This window comes from Jiangella gansuensis DSM 44835, assembly GCF_000515395.1.
GTDB lineage: Bacteria > Actinomycetota > Actinomycetes > Jiangellales > Jiangellaceae > Jiangella > Jiangella gansuensis.
The window spans coordinates 3,039,584-3,057,154 of sequence record NZ_KI911782.1 but is presented as its reverse complement, the minus strand read 5'-3'; the positions used below and the strand labels follow the sequence as shown (position 1 = coordinate 3,057,154).

At 71.8% G+C, this 17,571-nt stretch carries 12 protein-coding genes; 5 read left to right on the top strand and 7 right to left on the bottom strand.

Translation table 11 applies throughout. From position 1 onward, the window contains the following. Nucleotides 1-35 precede the first annotated feature (35 nt). On the top strand, nt 36-2,192 hold the full coding sequence (locus JIAGA_RS0114730) for an FG-GAP-like repeat-containing protein (protein WP_157553173.1): 2,157 nt from the start codon (nt 36-38) through the stop codon (nt 2,190-2,192). Here the strand turns inward: JIAGA_RS0114730 and JIAGA_RS0114725 are convergent. After that, entirely contained in the window at nt 2,170-3,315 is a 1,146-nt protein-coding gene (locus tag JIAGA_RS0114725) for a phosphotransferase (protein ID WP_026876259.1), read from the bottom strand. The two genes, JIAGA_RS0114730 and JIAGA_RS0114725, sit on opposite strands and share 23 nt — an antisense overlap. 239 nt (nt 3,316-3,554) lie before the next feature. Here JIAGA_RS0114725 and JIAGA_RS0114720 point away from each other — a divergent pair, with 239 nt between their 5' ends. Both JIAGA_RS0114720 and JIAGA_RS0114715 read left to right on the top strand, forming a co-directional pair. After that, nucleotides 3,555-4,820: a nucleotide sugar dehydrogenase gene (locus JIAGA_RS0114720; protein ID WP_026876258.1), complete on the top strand. Its 1,266-nt coding sequence runs from the start codon at nt 3,555-3,557 to the stop codon at nt 4,818-4,820. Nucleotides 4,821-4,830: 10 nt separating this feature from the next. Further along, nucleotides 4,831-6,126 carry a neutral/alkaline non-lysosomal ceramidase N-terminal domain-containing protein gene (locus tag JIAGA_RS0114715; RefSeq protein ID WP_026876257.1) on the top strand — a complete coding sequence of 432 codons (1,296 nt, stop codon included), beginning with the start codon at nt 4,831-4,833 and terminating at the stop codon, nt 6,124-6,126. Here JIAGA_RS0114715 and JIAGA_RS29875 read toward each other — a convergent pair. Continuing rightward, on the bottom strand, nt 6,093-6,515 hold the full coding sequence (locus tag JIAGA_RS29875; protein WP_051426102.1) for a TA system VapC family ribonuclease toxin: 423 nt from the start codon (nt 6,513-6,515) through the stop codon (nt 6,093-6,095). The two genes, JIAGA_RS0114715 and JIAGA_RS29875, sit on opposite strands and share 34 nt — an antisense overlap. Further along, the gene (locus JIAGA_RS33860) at nt 6,516-6,770 is read right to left on the bottom strand and encodes a hypothetical protein (protein ID WP_084469688.1); all 255 of its coding nucleotides are present in this window, start codon (nt 6,768-6,770) and stop codon (nt 6,516-6,518) included. Between the two features lie 99 nt (nt 6,771-6,869). Between JIAGA_RS33860 and JIAGA_RS0114700 the strand changes: the two genes are divergently transcribed. Next, nucleotides 6,870-8,849, top strand: a complete 1,980-nt coding sequence (locus tag JIAGA_RS0114700) for an acetoacetate--CoA ligase (RefSeq protein ID WP_026876255.1) — start codon at nt 6,870-6,872, stop codon at nt 8,847-8,849. Between the two features lie 6 nt (nt 8,850-8,855). Here the strand turns inward: JIAGA_RS0114700 and JIAGA_RS0114695 are convergent, their stop codons facing one another. After that, nucleotides 8,856-10,058, bottom strand: a complete 1,203-nt coding sequence (locus JIAGA_RS0114695) for a metallophosphoesterase family protein (protein WP_026876254.1) — start codon at nt 10,056-10,058, stop codon at nt 8,856-8,858. 239 nt (nt 10,059-10,297) lie between these two features. Between JIAGA_RS0114695 and JIAGA_RS0114690 the strand changes: the two genes are divergently transcribed. Continuing rightward, entirely contained in the window at nt 10,298-11,428 is a 1,131-nt protein-coding gene (locus JIAGA_RS0114690) for a geranylgeranyl reductase family protein (protein ID WP_026876253.1), read from the top strand. A 62-nt stretch (nt 11,429-11,490) separates the two neighbouring features. Here JIAGA_RS0114690 and JIAGA_RS33165 read toward each other — a convergent pair whose 3' ends face one another. The 3 genes from JIAGA_RS33165 to JIAGA_RS0114675 all read right to left on the bottom strand — a co-directional run bounded on the left by JIAGA_RS33165 (nt 11,491) and on the right by JIAGA_RS0114675 (nt 17,463). Then, nucleotides 11,491-13,419 carry an FG-GAP-like repeat-containing protein gene (locus JIAGA_RS33165; RefSeq protein ID WP_084469687.1) on the bottom strand — a complete coding sequence of 643 codons (1,929 nt, stop codon included), beginning with the start codon at nt 13,417-13,419 and terminating at the stop codon, nt 11,491-11,493. A gap of 106 nt (nt 13,420-13,525) precedes the next feature. Further along, nucleotides 13,526-16,162 (bottom strand): glycosyltransferase family 4 protein, encoded by a 2,637-nt coding sequence (locus JIAGA_RS0114680; protein WP_051426100.1) that lies wholly within the window; start codon nt 16,160-16,162, stop codon nt 13,526-13,528. Beyond that, nucleotides 16,159-17,463 (bottom strand): nucleotide sugar dehydrogenase, encoded by a 1,305-nt coding sequence (locus JIAGA_RS0114675; RefSeq protein WP_026876251.1) that lies wholly within the window; start codon nt 17,461-17,463, stop codon nt 16,159-16,161. The genes JIAGA_RS0114680 and JIAGA_RS0114675 overlap by 4 nt, the downstream gene beginning before the upstream one ends. Between the last annotated feature and the right edge of the window lie 108 nt (nt 17,464-17,571).

Below are 17,571 nucleotides of genomic sequence, written 5' to 3'. Positions count from 1 at the left end.
CTGCCCCCGGTTTGCACCCTGGAGGGCGGGAGGACGTGCCGACGGTGAGACGCGCCGCGCTGATGATCCTGGCGGTGGCATTCGCGGCGACGTTCCTCGTCGGCTGGTCGTGGGGGCCGTCGAATCCGCAGGGCAAGGACGTCCGGCAGCCGGAGCCGAAGGTCGTCGACGTCGGCGACTACCGCGACGGCCGGTCCGACACCGAGGCCATCCAGGCCGCCATCGACGACGCCGGGCCCGACCGCACGGTCTCCTTCCCGCCCGGCGTGTACGAGCTGGACGACCCGGTCCGGCTGGCCTCCCACGTCGACTACGTCGCGGCGCCGGGCGGGCCGGTGGTGCTGCGCTCGGCCTCGCCCGACGGCGTCACCATCGCCCACGACGCGGACCGCCCGCTGCGTGACGTCACCATCGGCGGGCTGACGTTCGACAACGTCCGCTTCGAGTTGTCCGGCGACGACGAGTACCGGGCCATCGCCGACGTGACCCTGCGCGACTGCGTGTTCCGCAACGGCCGGCCCTCGCGGGACTGGAGCATCCCCTACGTCATGCTCGAACGCACCCACGGGGTCACCGTCGACGGCTGCCAGTTCCTGCGCGGGCCGGAGCATCCCGGACGGGGCGTCGTGGCGGACATGACGCGCCTCACCGTCGTCAAGGACTCCACGTTCGGCACCACCCCGGATCTCGAATCCGGGGTGCCGGACGGGTACTTCCGCACCGCGATCAACGTGTGGGGCCACGATCTCGACACCGGCACGGGCAACGACGAGGTCGTCGTCGACGGCAACGTGTGGCGTCGCACGCCCGGCATCGGGGCGCCGGAGGGCTGCCTGTTCTGCCAGGACCACGGCCTGTACGCGTGGGGCAGCCGGCGGCTGTCGGTGGTGGGCAACTATGCGGACGGGTGGGACGCCACCCCGCTGGGCGGCTCGCTGAAGCTGCGCAACCAGTACGACACGGTGGTCGTGGGCAACCGGCTGCGCTCGTCCGGCATCTACACCTACGTCTACGCCAGCGAGATCATGCCGGAGGTGTTCCAGCGCGTCTCGATCCGCGACAACGCGATCGACATGGGCGGCTCCACCGACTGCCGGCACTACTGCGGGGTGACGTACTGGCGCGCGGCTTCCGTCGGCGGGGCGCAGGGCACCCCGGAACGGGACGTGTTCATCGGCGGCAATTCGTTCGTCGACGGCGGCTTCATCAGTGTCTCGACGGCGTACGGCCCGGCGTTCTGCGTCCAGGGCAACAGCCGTGTCCCGCTCCTGGCCCACCTCGGTGAGGTCCGCACCACCGACTGCGGTGCCGTGCCGGCCTGGGAGGACCCGTTCGCCGGCGTTCACCGCGGCGACTTCGACGGCGACGGCGCGGAGGATTTCGTCCACCTGGTCCGCGAACAGGACGAGGACCCGTACTGGCGGGCGCACCTGAGCGCCGGCAACGGGGTACGGATCGAGCGCTGGCCGGCCGAGCTGCAGGACGCATCGCTGACCGCGCGGTTCGGCGTGCAGGTCGGCGACTTCGACGGCGACGGCCGCGACGACCTCGCCTACGCCGGCGCCTGTGACGACGGCACGCGATGCTGGCGGGTCAGCCTGGCCACCGGCGACGGGCTGGCTGAGCCGCGCGAGTGGGGCGCCGTCGGCACGCTGACGCGGGAGACGTCGGCGTACGGCGTCGCGGTCGGCGACTTCGACGGCGACGGCCACGACGACCTGCTCGCCCGCGGCTCCTGCGCCGACGACGACACCTGCTGGCGGCTGCTGGCCAGCGACGGCGCGTCGTTCCAGCCGCGGTCGTTCGGCGACGACGCCGTCTGGAGCGCGGACTCCGCCCGGTTCGGCCTGCACGTCGGCGACTACGACGGCGACGGCGCGGACGACGTCGCGTACCGCGGGGCCTGCGGCAACGACGCCACGCCATGCTTCCGCGTCCACCTGGGCGGCCCGGACGGGCTGACCGTGAGCAACTGGGGCGACCAGGCCTGGCCCGCCCCCGACGGCACCACCGCCCACTTCGGCCTCCGCGTCGCCGACGTGGACGGCGACGGCCACGACGACGTCAGCTACCTCGGCCGCTGCGGGGAGGGCGCGGACGTCGTGTGGCGCCACCACCTGAGCACCGGATCCGGTTTCGCCGTCCGCTGCTCCCCCTCCGCCGACTCCGTCAGCGGTCGAGGAGGACGGTGAGGACGCGGATCAACGCGTGCATGCGCCGCTGGCTGGCGGTCACGCTGCGCCGCTTGACCGCCCGGAAGTGGCGGTTGCGCCAGCCGCTCAGGAACAGCAGCAGCGCCGTCGCCAGCTGCCGCCGCCACGGCATCGCACCGGCGGCGGCCAATGCCGGGCGCAACGAGCCGGGCGCGTCCAGCGTCGCGGCCAGCCGGACCGGGTCGGGCGACGACATCAGCACCTTGACGATGTCGTGCGCGACGACGCGGTGGCCGGCGTCTTCCCAGTCGACCAGGGCGAGCCGGCCGTCGGCGAGGCGCAGGACGTTGCCGAGCCCGGGATCGCCGTGGCTGAGTCCGATGGTCAGCGGGCGTTCGTCGTTCAGCAGGTCGCGGACGCGGTGCCAGGTGGCCTGACGGTCGACTTCGGCGGGCCAGATGCCGTCCGGCGGGTCCTCGGCCAGACCCGCGAACGCGACGAGAGCACGGGCCCGCTGGTCGGGGTCCAGCCGGTCGTGCGAAGTGCCGAGCCGCTGCCACATCTGCGGCAGCAGCGCGATGAGCTCGCCCGCGGCGGCCTCGGCGTCGGCACGCACGACCGGTGCGCCGTCGAGAGCCTCTTCGACGACCCAGTCGGCGTTCTCACGCCGGTGGAGGCCGGTTTCCAGGATCCGCGGCACCACGAACGGGGTGCAGCCGGTGAGCGTCGTCTGTAGCCGGGTACCGGCGACCAGCGGTGTCGGCACGGCGGCGGCGGAGCGCTGGTGGACCACGAGCGACCGGGCCGCGCCGGCGGCCAGGTAGAAGGAGCGGAAGCGCAACTGTTCCGCGGTGCGCATGGCTCCGGCGACGACGACGTCGACGGCGGCCGCCGTGCGCACCGGCGGCTGGGAATCGGCCGCCACCAGCAGCGACGCACCCGTCGCCGGGTTCACGAAGACGCCGCTGCCGGGCAGGCCGGCGGTGGCGTCGAAGGTCGCGGCGACGGCCACCCGGTTGTCGTGGAGATAGTCGCGGCGACGGTAGCGGGCGACGCCCCGCGCGCGGGGCAGGCTGTCGCTGGCCCGTTCGATCGCGGCGGTCCACGCGAGCGACCGGACGGCGTCCGACGGGGGCGCGATCGGCGTCGCGGCAAGGGGCATCAGGCATGTTAACCAGTGTTTTCTGAGTGTTCACCACTACTGGGAGCCGATCTCGGTTAGAGAGTTCTCATGTTCGCCCCGGCCGGGTCGCGGATTTCGGCTGAGCGTCACCTGCTGTAACATCGTGCGGCCAGGTGTGGACATCGAGGTCGTGGGCGCGGCCTGAGGCACCGACGCGGCGGGACGCGCAGAGCGACCGCCCCGGGCGACAACATGACACCAATGGACGGGACGAAGCAGTGTCGACAGATGTTGCGGTGGTTGGGCTGGGTTATGTAGGGCTGCCGCTGGCACAAGAGGCCAGCAGGTCCGGTTTGGGAGTGCTGGGCTTCGACGTCAGCGCCCCGGTGGTGGACGGCCTGAACGCCGGCCGGTCGCACGTCGACGATCTCTCCGACGGCGATGTCGCGACCATGGTCGAGGCCGGGTTCCGCGCGACCGCGGACGAGAACGACCTCGACGGCGCCGACACCATCGTCATCTGCGTCCCCACGCCGCTGTCCGACGACGGTGGCCCGGACCTCACCGCCGTGAAGGCCGCGGTGGCCACGGTCGCGCGGCACGTGCGCGCCGGCACGCTGGTGATCCTGGAGTCCACCACCTACCCGGGCACCACCGACGAGGTCGTCCGGCCGATGCTGGAGGAGGCCTCCGGCCTCACCGCCGGCACCGACTTCCACCTCGCCTTCTCCCCCGAGCGCATCGACCCGGGCAACCCGAAGTTCGGCATGCGCAACACCCCCAAGGTGGTCGGCGGGCAGTCGCCCTCGTGCACCGAGCGCGCCGCGGCGTTCTACCGCCGCTTCGTCGACACCGTCGTCGAGGCCAAGGGCACGCGTGAGGCCGAGACCGCGAAGCTGCTGGAGAACACCTACCGGCACGTCAACATCGCGCTGGTCAACGAGATGGCGCGGTTCTGCCACGAGCTCGGCATCGACCTGTGGGACGTCATCCGGTTGGCCTCGACGAAGCCGTTCGGCTTCCAGGCCTTCTACCCCGGCCCCGGTGTCGGCGGCCACTGCATCCCGATCGACCCGAACTACCTGAGCCACAACGTGCGGGTGCGGCTGGGCTACCCGTTCCGCTTCGTCGAGCTGGCGCAGGAGATCAACGCCACCATGCCGGCGTACGTCACCCAGCGCATCCAGAACATCCTCAACACCGACGGCAAGGCCGTGAACGGCTCGACGATCCTGCTGCTCGGCGTCACCTACAAGCCCGACATCGCCGACCAGCGTGAGTCGCCGGCGGTGCCGCTGGCCAAGCGGCTGGTGTCGCTGGGCGCCAACGTCGTCTTCCACGACCCCAAGGTCCCGAACTGGAAGGTCGACGGCAGCACCCTGGAGAGCGTGCCGGACCTGGAGTCGGCGCTGGCCAGCGCCGACCTGACCGTCGTGCTGCAGCCGCACAGCGAGTACGACGGCAACCTGATCGCCAAGACGGCCGCCCGCGTGTTCGACACCCGCGGCATCACGCCGTTGGGCGACACCGTCGAGCACATGTGACCTGACGGCCATGTCCGCCCTCCGGCTCGGAGTCGACCGCGCCGACATCACCCCCGGCCGGCCGGTCCGGCTGGCCGGGTTCGCCTTCCGCGCCGGTCTGGATGCCGCGACGCGGACGGCGGCGCCGCTGCGGCTGCGCACCCTGGCCTTCGCCGCCGGCGACGAACGGGCCGTGTTCGTCGCGGCGGACGTGCTGTGGTGGGGTTTCGACCTCACCGACCGGGTGCATCGTGAGCTGGAGCGCCGCTACGGCCTGTCGCCGCGGTCGGTGCTCCTGCACGCCACCCACACGCATTCCGCGCCCCAGCCGTCCAGGGGCTTCGCGCCGTCCATCGGCGAGTTCGACCCGGTCTTCGCCGACCAGGTCGTCGAGACCGCCGTCGACGGTGTCGGGCGGGCGCTCGCGGCCGTGCGGCCGGTCCGGGTCGAGCGGTGCGCCGACCGGGCCGACCTCGCGGACGACCGCCGCGCCCGCCGCTCGCCGACGACGGTGCCGCGTTCATCGGTGGACCCCGAGGTCAGCGTGGTCCGGTTCGTCTGCGCCGACGACGCCGACGACACGGTCGCGCTGCTCGTGCACTACACCTGCCACCCGGTCGTGCACCGCGACAACGAGGTCTCCCCCGACTTCCCCGGCGCCGCGATGGACCTTCTCGAGCGCGAGCACCCCGGCACCGTCGCCGTGTTCGCCCAGGGGTGCTGCGGGGACATCGACCCCAAGCCCGGTGACTCCGACCAGGCCGCCGCCGAGCGGTTCGGCGGTGAGCTCGCCGCCGCCGTCGGCCGGGCGCTGCACGGTCTACGGGTCCCGGCCGGTCCGCCACGGCTTGCCACCAGCGCCCGGAAGGTGGACCTGCCGCTCTCCGGCCCGCCGCGACGATCCGACCTGACCCGCTGGTCCGCCGACGACGGCGTCCGCGGCGAGTGGGCGCGGCTGCTTCTCGCCGAGCCGCACCGGATCACCGACACCGCCGTGCTGCGGGTGTCGACGCTGCGGCTGACCGACGACCTCGGGCTGGCCGGGCTGTCCGGCGAGCCGGTCGGCGCGTACGGCCGGCGGGTGAAGGTGCTGTCCGGCGGGGCCGTGCTCCCCCTCGGTTACACCAACGGCATGACCGGCTACCTGGTCACCGCGCGGCAACTGGCCGAGGGCGGCTACGAGGCCGTGGAGGCGCCGCTGTACTTCGGCCTGCCGGGCCTGCTCGCGCCGGCGGCACAGGACGTGTTGTACGACGCGCTGGCCGGTGCCGTGCGGGAGCTACGGACCCCGTCTCAGATCAGCGGTTCTACTCGGACCGATGGGTGACGCTTGACGAGGGCACCATCGAGAGTGGCTAGCGTGAGGTGTCCGGCTTGAGCGAACGCCGCCAGGTAGTCATCGGTCCACAGCTTGTGGCTGTTGTCGACGCGGGCTGACATGGTCCGCCAGATGGGTTCGATGTGCCCAGGCTCGTCGGCCCAAGTCACGCGCTTGTCGGCCTGAAGGGCGTCGATGACCCCCCACGCGGCGCTACGGCTGACGACGTCGGCGCCGAGGACCGCTGGATTGGACAGAAGACGAAGCAGGCTCATCTGGGTGACGCGGCAGAGGACGAGTGGCTGCGATTGTCGATCGAACCACGCCTTGACGGCAGGATGATGGACATGCCTGGCCCAGACCGCGGCGAGCCAGACGCCGACGTCCAATAGGTACATTCAGCGTCCGTACCTTTCGGCGTCCTCCGCGGCGAGGGCGGTTTCGATGTCGGCGTTCGTCACGGCAACGCTCGGCCCGTCGGCGCTGCCGATGAGAGGGAGCGAAACGGTGCCACCGTCGAGCTGACCACCGGGGGTTCTGATCTCGCGGGAGAGCAAACGCGTGAACATGTCCTTGAGACTTTCCCCGCGCTCGGCTGCGCGCGCCTTGGCAGCACGGAGAAGGTCATCGGGTAGATCCACCGTTGTGCGCATAAAAGCATATTAACATACTGGTGCTCAGCGGGGCTGTCGTCGGCCATCGCCCGCCTGGACCCTCCCTGCCGGGCGGAGCGGCGCGTTAGGTTGTGCGGCATGACTGACGACGCCGAAGTCGTGTGGCGGCCCGACCCTGATCGAGTGGCCGCCAGCCGGATGACCGCCTTCCGCACCTGGCTGCGGACCGAACGCATCGTCGATGCCGCCGACTACGACGAGCTATGGCGCTGGTCGGTCGAGCGGCCCGGTGCGTTCTGGTCGGCGATAGCCCGCCACTTCGGGGTCAGCTTCCACGCCGAGCCGACCGAGGCGCTACCCGACGCCGTCATGCCCGGTGCCCGCTGGTTCCCCGGCGCCACCCTCAACTACGCCGAGCACGCGTTGCGGCCGGGCGAAGGCCGCGGCGAGGACGACGTCGCCGTGGTGTTCCGGCGCGAGGACGGCCGGCGCGAGGAGCTGTCGTACGGCGAGCTGCGCCGTCAGGTGGCCGCGGTCCGTTCGGGGCTCGCGGCCGTGGGCGTGGGCCGCGGCGACCGGGTCGCCGGGCTGGTGCCCAACGCGCCGCAGACGCTGGTGGCCTTCCTCGCCACGGCCAGCCTCGGCGCGGTCTGGTCGTCCTGCTCTCCCGACTTCGGCGTGCGTGCGGCCGCCGACCGGTTCGCGCAGATCGAGCCCACCGTGCTGGTGGCCTGCGACGGGTACGTCTACAACGGCCGCACCCACGACGTCCGCCCCACGGTCGAGGCGCTGCGGGCCCACCTGCCCACCCTGCGGGCCACGGTGGCCATCCCGTTTGCCGGCGCCGGCATCCCCGACGCGCTGGAGTGGGACGACCTGCTCACCCGTCATGACGGTGCCGCGCCCGCGTTCGAGCCGGTGCCGTTCGACCATCCACTGTGGGTGCTCTACTCCTCCGGCACCACCGGCCTGCCCAAGGGCATCGTGCACGGCCACGGCGGCATCGTCCTGGAGCACCTGAAGGCGCTGGCGCTGCACTTCGACGCCCGGCCGGGTGATCGGTTGTTCTGGTTCACCACCACCGGCTGGATGATGTGGAACTTCCTCGTCGGCGGGCTGCTCACCGGCTCCACCGTCGTCCTGTACGACGGCAGCCCGGCACATCCGTCACTGGACGCGCTGTGGCGGCTGGCCGAGGAGGAGCGGCTGACGGTGTTCGGCACGTCGGCGCCGTTCGTGCAGGCCTGCCTCAAGGACGGGCTGGAGCTCGACCCGTCGGCACTGGAGTCGCTGCGCGTGGTCGGGTCCACCGGCGCACCGCTGTCGGTCGACGGGTTCCGGTGGCTGGGCCGCAACCTTCCCCCGTCGACCCAGGTGGCCAGCTTCTCCGGCGGCACCGACCTGTGCACCGGGTTCGTCGGGCCGTCGCCGGACGTCCCGGTCTGGCTGGGCGAGCTGTCCCGTCCGGCACTCGGCGCGGCGGTGGCCGCCTACGACGAGTCGGGCCATCCCGTCGTCGGCGAGGTCGGCGAGCTGGTGCTGACCCGGCCGATGCCGTCCATGCCGGTCGCGTTCTGGAACGACCCCGACGGCTCACGGCTGCGCTCTGCGTACTTCGACGACTTCCCCGGCGTGTGGCGGCACGGAGACTGGATCACGATCACCACCCGCGGATCGGCGGTCATCCACGGGCGCAGTGACTCCACTCTCAACCGCGGCGGGGTGCGCATGGGCACCGCGGAGTTCTACCGGGTCGTCGAGGCCCATCCGGCCGTGCTCGATTCCCTGGTCATCGACACGTCCGGCGGCAGTGGCGGCAGCGGCGCCGGTGGCGCCGGTGGCGAGCTCCTGTGCTTTCTGGTGCTCGCCGACGGTGTCACGCTCGACGGGGTGGAGCCGGAGCTGCGGCGGGCTCTGCGCGGCGAGCTGTCACCGCGGCACGTGCCGGACCGCTTCGTCCTCGTCGCCGACGTCCCGCGCACTCTCACCGGCAAGAAGTGCGAAGTGCCGGTGAAGAAGATCCTCGCCGGCGCGGACCCGTCGACGGCGGTGAGCCGCGAAGCCCTGCGCAACCCGGCCGCGCTGGACCCGTTCGTCGACATCGCCGCCGCCCGCTGAGCGGCGTCACGTCCGGCTGGGGAACGGGAGCGGGTCGATGCTCTGGTCGTCCGCGGTCAGGTCGATGCCGAGCTCGCCCGCGAACACCATGTGAGTCTCGATGTCCACCTCGCCGTCCCGCTCGGTCACGTTGAACACGCGCGCACCACGCAGCCGGTTCCGCTCGGCGCCGCTCAGCCCGTAGGTGCCGAAGCCGGTGTTGCCCGAGTAGCCCAGCATCACCCCGTAGTAGTTGCCCACATAGGTGTTGACGTGGTCGTGCCCGCAGAAGACACCCTTGACGTCGCCGCGGTCGAGGATCGCCGAGAACATGCCGCTGTTGAACGGGCCGGGGCACTCGTCCTCGTTGCGCTCGCCCACGATGCCGTGCTTGGCGACGGCCCGCTCGTGGTCGGCGTCGGTGCGGCTGTCCACGCTGGCGAACCACATGAAGCGGTACTCCCAGAGCGGGATGTGGATGAACATCAGCGCCGGTACCTTCCGGCCGGCCCGCTTCTCCACCAGCTCGGACGTCTCGGTGTACCAGTGCACCTGATTCATGCGCAGCCAGTCCCAGGTCGGGTAGCCGGCGAAGTCCTGCCCGGCGATCGTCTCCGGTGCGTAGCGGCCGCTGTCGAGGAGGAACAGGTTGAACACCGGGCGCTGGCCGCGCGCACCCCGGATCAGCAGGTTCATGTTGCCGCTGCCAGTGACGCCGCGCGGGCTCGGCTGGTTCACGTTGAACCGGTAGGAGCGGTAGAAGGCGAGCATGTCCTCCTCGTCCATCCCGCTGTCCGGGGTGGAGTCCTCGTCGTGGTTGCCGTATGTGATGGCCCACGGGACCCCGCGCTGCTCCATCGGCTGGACGACGTTGTTCATCGCCTGCTTCATCTCCTCGGCGTTCTCACAACCCCCGGTGATGTTGTCGCCGTTGTGGATCACCAGGTCCGGCTGCTCGGTGTCGAGGACCTTCTCCATCAGCTCGATCGTGCGCCGGTCGATCCGCTCGTCGTCCTGCGTGTCGTTGAACTGGACGATCTTGAACGTTCCGTCGGCGCGGAAACGCAACGGACGATCGTCGTCATCGGCCGCGGCGGGCGCCGCACCTGCGACGATGCCAGTGGCGCCGAGGGCGAGCGCCGCCGTCCCCAGCCCGCCCATCCGGACGAAATCCCGCCGGCCCCAGTCGGCGTGCGGTGCGACGTTCTCCTGCTGTTCCTGCTCGGTCATCTCGCGTCCTCGTCTCGGCGGGAGCTACTGAGGTTCAGGGGGACGCTAGGGCTCCACGGGCACGAGCCGTCGTCGGAACGGTGTTCTGCGCATGAAGAGCAGTCGACCAGTCGTTCCGCTCGCCGTCGGAAGCCCGAACGGACGCCACTGAGCATGCGGGGCGATCCCGTCCCGCGCCGTCCTCGCGATCGTCGTCGGCGACGTCGTGATGCTGGTGCTGCCGGGGTAAGGCTGCGGACATGAACGAGACCTGGGACCTGGTCGTGGTCGGTGCCGGACCGGCGGGGACGGCGGCGGCGCTCGGCGCGCTGTCCGCGCGGCCCGGGCTGCGGGTGCTGCTGCTCGACCGCGCCGGCTTCCCGCGCGACAAGCCCTGCGGCGACGGCATCGCTCCGCACGTCCTCGACGTACTGGCGGGTGTGGGGCTGACCGGGTTGCTCGACGACTGGACGCCCGTGCACCGGCTCGAGCTCTCGTATCGCGAGTCGCGGGTGTCGCGGCCATTGCGCCGGCCCACCTGGGTCGTGCCGCGCACCGTCTTCGACCAGCGGCTGGTTGCCGCCGCCATCGGCCGCGGCGCCGTGTTGCGCGTGCACCGGGTGCGGCGCGTGCGGCCCTCCGGCGACGGCGTGCTCGTCGACGACGACGTCCTCGCGCCCGTGGTGATTGGGGCCGACGGCGCCAACTCCCTCGCGCGGGCGGCGGTGGGCCTGACGCCGTCGCGGCGCCGGGCGATCGCGTTGCGCGGCTACACGCCCACCGCCGCCGAACACCGCGGCCGGCAGGTCATCGTCTATGACGGCGACCGATCGCAGGCGTACGCGTGGGCCTTCGACCGCGGCGACGGCCTGGCCAACGTCGGGTACGGCGAGTTGTCCGCCGGCGGCACGTCGCGGGCCGAGCTGCTGGCACGGCTGGAAGCACTGCTGCCCGGCACCACGACCGCTGGAACCGGCTGGCGCGGACACCACCTACCGCTGTCATCGTGGCGGTGGGCCCAGCCCGACGGCCCGGTACTGCTGGCCGGGGACGCCGCCGGACTGGTCAACCCGATGACCGGCGAGGGCATCTACTACGCCGTCGCGACCGGCGTCCTGGCCGGCCGGGCCGCCGCGGATGCCGTCGCGACCGGCCGTCCGGAATCCGCGGGTGCGCGCTACCGAAGCGCCGTCCGAGCCCTCCTCGCCCGGCACCTGCGGCACACGGCCGCGACGGCGCGCCTGGCCGCCATCCCGACCGTGCTCACCGCCGGCATGCGCGCCGCCCGGCGGGATCAACAGATCTTCGACGACCTCGTGGAGATCGGTCTCGGCCAGGGCCTGCTGACCCGGCGGGTGGTTGCCGGACTGGCAGGACGGGGATCGGACTGAGAACGATCCGATCCCGTCGTGCACCCGCAGACTCCGTGCAGCCGTCCGGGGCAGCCCGGACTTCAGAACACTCGGTTGTAGCCGCCCCAGCCGGAGCCTATGGTTCGGGCTCTGCCGAAGCCGCCGGACCCGTCGCCGGGGTAGAGCACCAGCGTGCCGACCGTGCTGCGGGCGACGATGTCGGCGCGGCCGTCGCCGGTGGCGTCGCCGACGCCGGCGATCTGGTAGCCGTTCCAGCCGGTGCCGATGCGCCGCGGCGTGCCGAACGCGCCGGAGCCCGCGCCGGGGTACAGCCACAGGGTGCCGTCGGTGCGGCGAGCGACGAGGTCGCCGACGTTGTCGCCGTCCCAGTCACCCACACCGACCAGCGCGGTTGTGGCGCCCCAGCCGGTGCCGATCTGCCGCTGCTCGACGATGCGGCCCTGGGCGTTGCCGCGGGACAGCCACAGCGTGCCGTCGGACGTCCGCCGGGAGATGAGATCGGGATGCCCGTCGCGGTCCCAGTCGCCCGGCGCGGTGACCAGGCTCATGATGTTCCAGCCGGAGCCGATGCGCACGGCGCGGCCGAAGGTGCCGTTCCCGGCACCCGGCCAGAGCTTCAGGCTGCCGTCGCGAAGGCGCCCGATCATGTCGTCCCGCCGGTCGCCGTTCCAGTCGCCGGGCAGCGCGACGGACACGACGGCGTCCCAGCCGGTTCCGAGGGCTCGCATCCCGGTGACGTTGCCGCCGGCCAGGTCGGCGGCGATCAGCGAACCGTTGGACCGCGTGGCCATGAGGTCCACGCGGCCGTTGCGGTTGGTGTCGCGGCTCGGTGACAGGCTCATGGCCGTGATGGTCCCGGCCCGGATGGTGCCCAGCCGTGCGTACAGTGCGTCGCCGGGGCAGGCCGTGGCGGCGGCGTCACGGTGTCCGGCGATGGCCGGCCACCGTTCGCCGTCGTAGTTCACGGCGTACCGCGGGTCGACGCCGTGGATGCTGAACTTCCACGCGAACAGGTTCTCGTAGGCGCGCAGCATCGGCGCCGTCGGCGGGGTGTCGCTGTAGGTGCCCAGGGCGGAGGCCGCGAAGGCGTCGTCGTTGTAGCCGGCCGTGTGCGCCCCGGTGACCGCCCGGTTGATGCCGCCGTACCGGCCCTCCCAGATGCGACCGAAGCGGTCGATGACGAAGTTGTAGCCGATGTCGTTCCAGCCGCGGGACCGCACGTGGTAGACGTAGATCGACCGGATCATGTTCGGCACGTCCGCGGCCGCGTACTGGGTCGCGCTGACCGTGTGGTGCACGAATGCCCCGTTGACGTCGCCGAACGTCGGCGGGTCCGCGCGCATCGACTCGTCGGCACCCCATTGCGAGCGCCGGTAGATCGACGGCTGCGGTGTCGCCACCCGCACCCCGTGGGCCTGCGCCGGCTCCAGCGGCACCGCCTCGGCCTGTGGCTCCATCGGCGCGCCGCTCGGTTCCGCGGCCGGGTCGACGAGTTCGAGGCGCAGGTCACCGAGCTGCCGCGCACCCGGCCGCACGGTGGACTCCGCCCGCACCTGGACGCCGTCGGACTCCGGGACCAGCAGCGGATCGGTGCCGTTCCGTGCGCCAGCAGCCTCGGGCGACCCGGGATCGGGCTGGTGGTCGGAGTCGGCAGGCAGCTCGTACCACTGTGACCACTCGCCGTCGGTGCGCACCCGCACCCACGCCGTGACCGGCGCTGCGCCGGTCCAGGTGACGGCGGCCAGCTGGAACGGGCTGACGTCGTACTCGGGTGTGTAGACCACGGGGATGCCCCCCAGGCTGGGATCAGCGGCCTGCCCGTTCGGTGTGGGCGGCATGCTGCCCAGTCCCCCGACGTTGGCCATCGTGGGCAGCCGCACCGTCTGCAGTTCCTGCCGATGATCCGCCGGCGACGGCGTGACACTCGCTGCCTCGGCGTCCGGTCCTGTGGGCAGCGCGAGGCCCAGCGCGACGAGCGCGCCGGCCAGCACCGCGCGAAGCGTCGTCATCCCCGACCCCCGTGGTGATGCCAATTTTCCCAGTAGTAACAACAGTCTCACTGGTCACAATTGACACCGCAACCACAATGGGCCGAATGCTTGCGGATGAAACCGATCAGTCCTCGATGCCGAGGAACCCGCGGAGCACCCGAGCCGACTCGCGTCCGTCATGGAACCGCTGGACGTAGTCGACCCCGGCGGCCGCGGACTTGATGGCCTCGTCCCGCTCCGTCACGATGCGCTCGATGACGGTGCGGAGGTCGTCCGGCGTGGCCTCGACCAGCGGAAGGTCCGCGGGGATAGCACTGCGGACCTGGTCGGCGACATGGCCGACGGTCACCCGCCCGGCTGCCATCGCCTCGCACGCAGCCACCCCATACGAGCCCAGCAGCAGCTGGTCGATGACGATGTCGGAGTCCTGGATGATGGCCATCAGCTCACTGTGCGGAAGACCCTCGAGACGCCGGTACTCGACCAGCCCACGATCGTGCAGATCCTGCAGCACCGGGTCAACGAACGCCGAGCCCTTCAGCGCACTGCGCGACGGAGCGTGTACCACGATCGGACGCTCGCGCTCCAGGACGGGGCGGTCGGTGCGCAGCTCGTCGACGGCCACGACCACCGGCAGCCAGATGCCGTTCTCGACGAAGTCGAGCAGATCGGGTGTGGTGACGAACCGCGGGCCCTCGTAGTCGCGGATGGCGTTGTGCACGGTCTGGCAGGCACGCTGCAGCCTGCCGGTGAGCTCGTCGTACGGGTCGGCGAACGGCGAGTAGCGGTACCACTCGCGGTGCAGCTTCGGGTCGCGGATCTCCGAGCCGTGGAAGATGAGCCCGGTCGTGATGCCGGCCGGCTCGAAGGTGGGCAGGTCGCTGTTGAACAGCTGGCCGCGGGCCTGGCCGAGGAGCGGGCGGGCCGCCTCGAACAGGACGTGGGTGACGTTGCGCAGTACGTAGCTGGCGAAGTCGACCATCCACGCGGCGTCGGTGCGGAACTGGTCGGACGGAACCGCCCGGTGCGCCCGGAAGTTGAACTCGCCGGTGTCGGCCATGAGCGACTCGGCCCGGACCTGCGGCAGATACCGCTCGACGGCGGTGGCCCACTGCCAGGCCTGGCCGGCGCTGTTGGACGGGCCGATCAGCAGCCGCGGCTGCTCGGCCGTGGGTGCGACCCACTCCGTGCCCGCGCCGGCGGCCGGGATCTCCAGCGGCCGACCCAGCAGCTGGCCGTACAGCTCACGCAGCTTGTCGGCCTGGCCCTCCCAGGAGACCTCGCGGCGGAAGTCCGGATCCGTGACCCGCGCCAGGTAGGGAGCGGGGTCGTCGAGCACCGTGCGCACCTTGGCGGCGAGGTCGGCGGCGTCCTCGACCCGGAACACCTCGCCGATGCCGGTGGAGCCGACGAACTCGGTGAGGCTCGGCATGTCACTGACCACGACCGGGAGGCCGGCGAAGACGTACTCGAAGACCTTGTTCGGCAGCGCCATCTCGTGGCTGGGATAGCGCAGGATGGGGATGAGCCCGACGTCGGCGGAGCTCAGGAACGCCACGACCTCGTCCGGCTCCACCGGGTTCACATAGTGCACCCGCGCCTGCACGCCCAGCTCCGCGGCCAGGTCCTTCAGCTCGTTCACCGGTGCGATGGCGACATGCGGCACCGACACCACCGCGAGGTGGACGTCGGGGAGGTGCACCAGCGCCTGCACGGCGGTCTCGACCCCTCGGGCCCGGGTGACCCCGCCGCTGTAGACCATCAGCGGCACGTCGGGGCCCAGCCGCAGCCGGGACCGCAGGTCGATGACCTCGGTGTCGGCGGCGGCCATGACCGGGGTGTTGATGATGACCGACGGCTCGTGGTCGAGTCCGTGGCGGTCCTGCAGCTTGCGGGCGATGGCCGGGCTGACGGTGACGACGTGGTCGGCGTGGCCGATGTACTCGCGCTCGTGCCGGGCCCAGGCGGCGATGAACCGCGGGGTGCGGGGGCCGTAACGGGACAGGCCGGGGACGTACTCGTGGGCGTCGTAGACGACCTTGAGGTCGCGGCCGCGGAGCTTGGCCCGGCCGGCCGCACGGGCCGCCACGCCGACGACGTGCATGTCGTGCGCGTGCACGATGTCCGGCGCGAGCTGGTCGATGAGGTCGCCGAAGGCGACCTCGTAGTCGTAGGTCTCCGGATGCACGTGCCGCCAGCGAGCCGGCCACGACATCCGCGCCGCGGCGCCGTCCCAGGCCCGCCAGCCGGACTGGAACACGGAGTCGACGCGGCTGCCGACACCGGAGCGGACCCAGACCCCGCGGCGGGCGAGCTTCCACCGCGCGGCGCGCAGCCCGCGTCCCAGGGTCCCGGCCCGGTAGGCCAGCGGCGAGACCGCGCCGGACTTGCGAGCCGCGACGGCGAACCCGGAGTCGGCCTTGATGTCGTCGAGCCGGCCGCGGATCTCCAGCTTCCGGGCCTGCCGCGCCGCCCGGTCGCGATAGCCCAGCAGCGGCGGGCGCCAGGTGCGCCGGCGACGGCGGCCCCGGTTGCGCTCGTCGCGCAGCCGGAACGCCACCGGGATGCGCAGGATCAGCGCCTTGCCGAGCGGCTCGATCGAGCGCCGGCCGTCGGAGGCGGCCCCGATGACGGTGACGCGGGCGCCGGTCTCGGCGACAGCGAGAGCTTCCTTCTTGACGCGGCTGTCGTTCGACACGTCGTTGGCGACGAGCATCACCACGTGCACGTCGCCGTTGGGCTGCGGGAGTTGCTGGGTCACTCGGACGTCGCCGCCCGTCCGACCACGACGCGGGTGACGCCGTTCCAGCGCGCCGCGTCGGTGACATCGCGCCCGTCGACGAGCACCCGGACGCCGGGCAGGTCGTCGGAGCCGAGCTCGCCGTACTCGGGGTGATCGGCCTGGACGACCGCCGCGTCGGCCGGCTCACCCAGCGTGTAGGGCGTGAAGCCCAGCGCGGTGAGCTCGTCGTCGCTGTACATGGGGTCGTGCACCAGCACCTGGGCGCCCTTGTCGCGCAGCGCCTGCACGGCGGGGAAGACGCCGGAGAACGCCGTCTCCTTCACCTTCCCCCGGTAGGAGGCGCCGAGCACCACCACCCGGGCACCGGTGAGGTCGCCGTACGCGGCCTCGACCAGCCCGACGGTGTAGGCCGGCATGCCGGCGTTGGCCTCACGGGCGGCCCGCACGACGGTGGCGTCCGGGTCGGTCCACAGGTACAGCCTCGGGTAGACGGGGATGCAGTGGCCGCCGACCGCGATGCCGGGCCGGTGAATGTGGCTGTACGGCTGCGAGTTCGAGGCCTCGATGACCTGGTAGACGTCGATGCCGTGGGCGGCGGCGAACCGGCCGAACTGGTTGGCCAGGCCGATGTTCACGTCGCGGTAGGTGGTCTCGGCGAGCTTCGCCATCTCCGCGGCTTCGGCACTGCCGAGGTCCCATACGCCGTTGCCGCGCTCGAGGTCGGGCCGGTCGTCGAAGTCGAGCACCGCCTCGTAGAAGGCACGAGCCTGCTTGGCGCCGTCGGCGGACAGCCCGCCGATGAGCTTGGGGTACTTGCGCAGGTCGGCGAAGACCCGGCCGGTGAGCACCCGCTCCGGCGAGAACACGAGGTGGAAGTCGTCGCCCTCGGTGAGGCCGGAGATCTCTTCGATCAGCGGCTTCCACCGGGTGCGGGTGGTGCCCACCGGCAGCGTCGTCTCGTAGGACACGAGCGTGCCCGGTGTCAGGTGCGAGGCCAGCGTGCGGGTCGCGGACTCCATCCAGCCGAAGTCGGGCTGCCAGGTCTCGTCGTCGACGAACAGCGGCACCACGACGACGACTGCGTCGGCACCGGGGATGGCGTCGGCGTAGTCGGCCGTGGCGCGCAGCCGGCCGTCACCGACCACCTCGGCCAGCCGGGTGTCCAGCTCCGCCTCACCGGGGAACGGCTCACGGCCCTGGTTGACGAGGTCGACGATGGTCTGATTGACGTCGACACCGACGACCTCATGACCCTTGCCGGCGAACTGGACGGCGAGCGGGAGCCCGATCTTGCCGAGCGCGACGACGGCGATTCTCACTGCTGGACCTCGTGATGACGATGATGAGATGGGCGCCGTATAGGCTACCCCGCGTCGGCGCGTGCCCGCTCACGCTCCGGCTCTGACGACCGCAGACCAGCAACGAGG

Bases quoted from the DNA above. Each gene is read 5' to 3' on its own strand.
- JIAGA_RS0114725 (WP_026876259.1), bottom strand. From the start codon at position 3,315: ATGCCCCTTGCCGCGACGCCGATCGCGCCCCCGTCGGACGCCGTCCGG.
- JIAGA_RS0114715 (WP_026876257.1), top strand. From the start codon at position 4,831: ATGTCCGCCCTCCGGCTCGGAGTCGACCGCGCCGACATCACCCCCGGC.
- JIAGA_RS29875 (WP_051426102.1), bottom strand. From the start codon at position 6,515: ATGTACCTATTGGACGTCGGCGTCTGGCTCGCCGCGGTCTGGGCCAGG.
- JIAGA_RS33860 (WP_084469688.1), bottom strand. From the start codon at position 6,770: ATGCGCACAACGGTGGATCTACCCGATGACCTTCTCCGTGCTGCCAAG.
- JIAGA_RS0114700 (WP_026876255.1), top strand. From the start codon at position 6,870: ATGACTGACGACGCCGAAGTCGTGTGGCGGCCCGACCCTGATCGAGTG.
- JIAGA_RS0114695 (WP_026876254.1), bottom strand. From the start codon at position 10,058: ATGACCGAGCAGGAACAGCAGGAGAACGTCGCACCGCACGCCGACTGG.
- JIAGA_RS0114690 (WP_026876253.1), top strand. From the start codon at position 10,298: ATGAACGAGACCTGGGACCTGGTCGTGGTCGGTGCCGGACCGGCGGGG.
- JIAGA_RS33165 (WP_084469687.1), bottom strand. From the start codon at position 13,419: ATGACGACGCTTCGCGCGGTGCTGGCCGGCGCGCTCGTCGCGCTGGGC.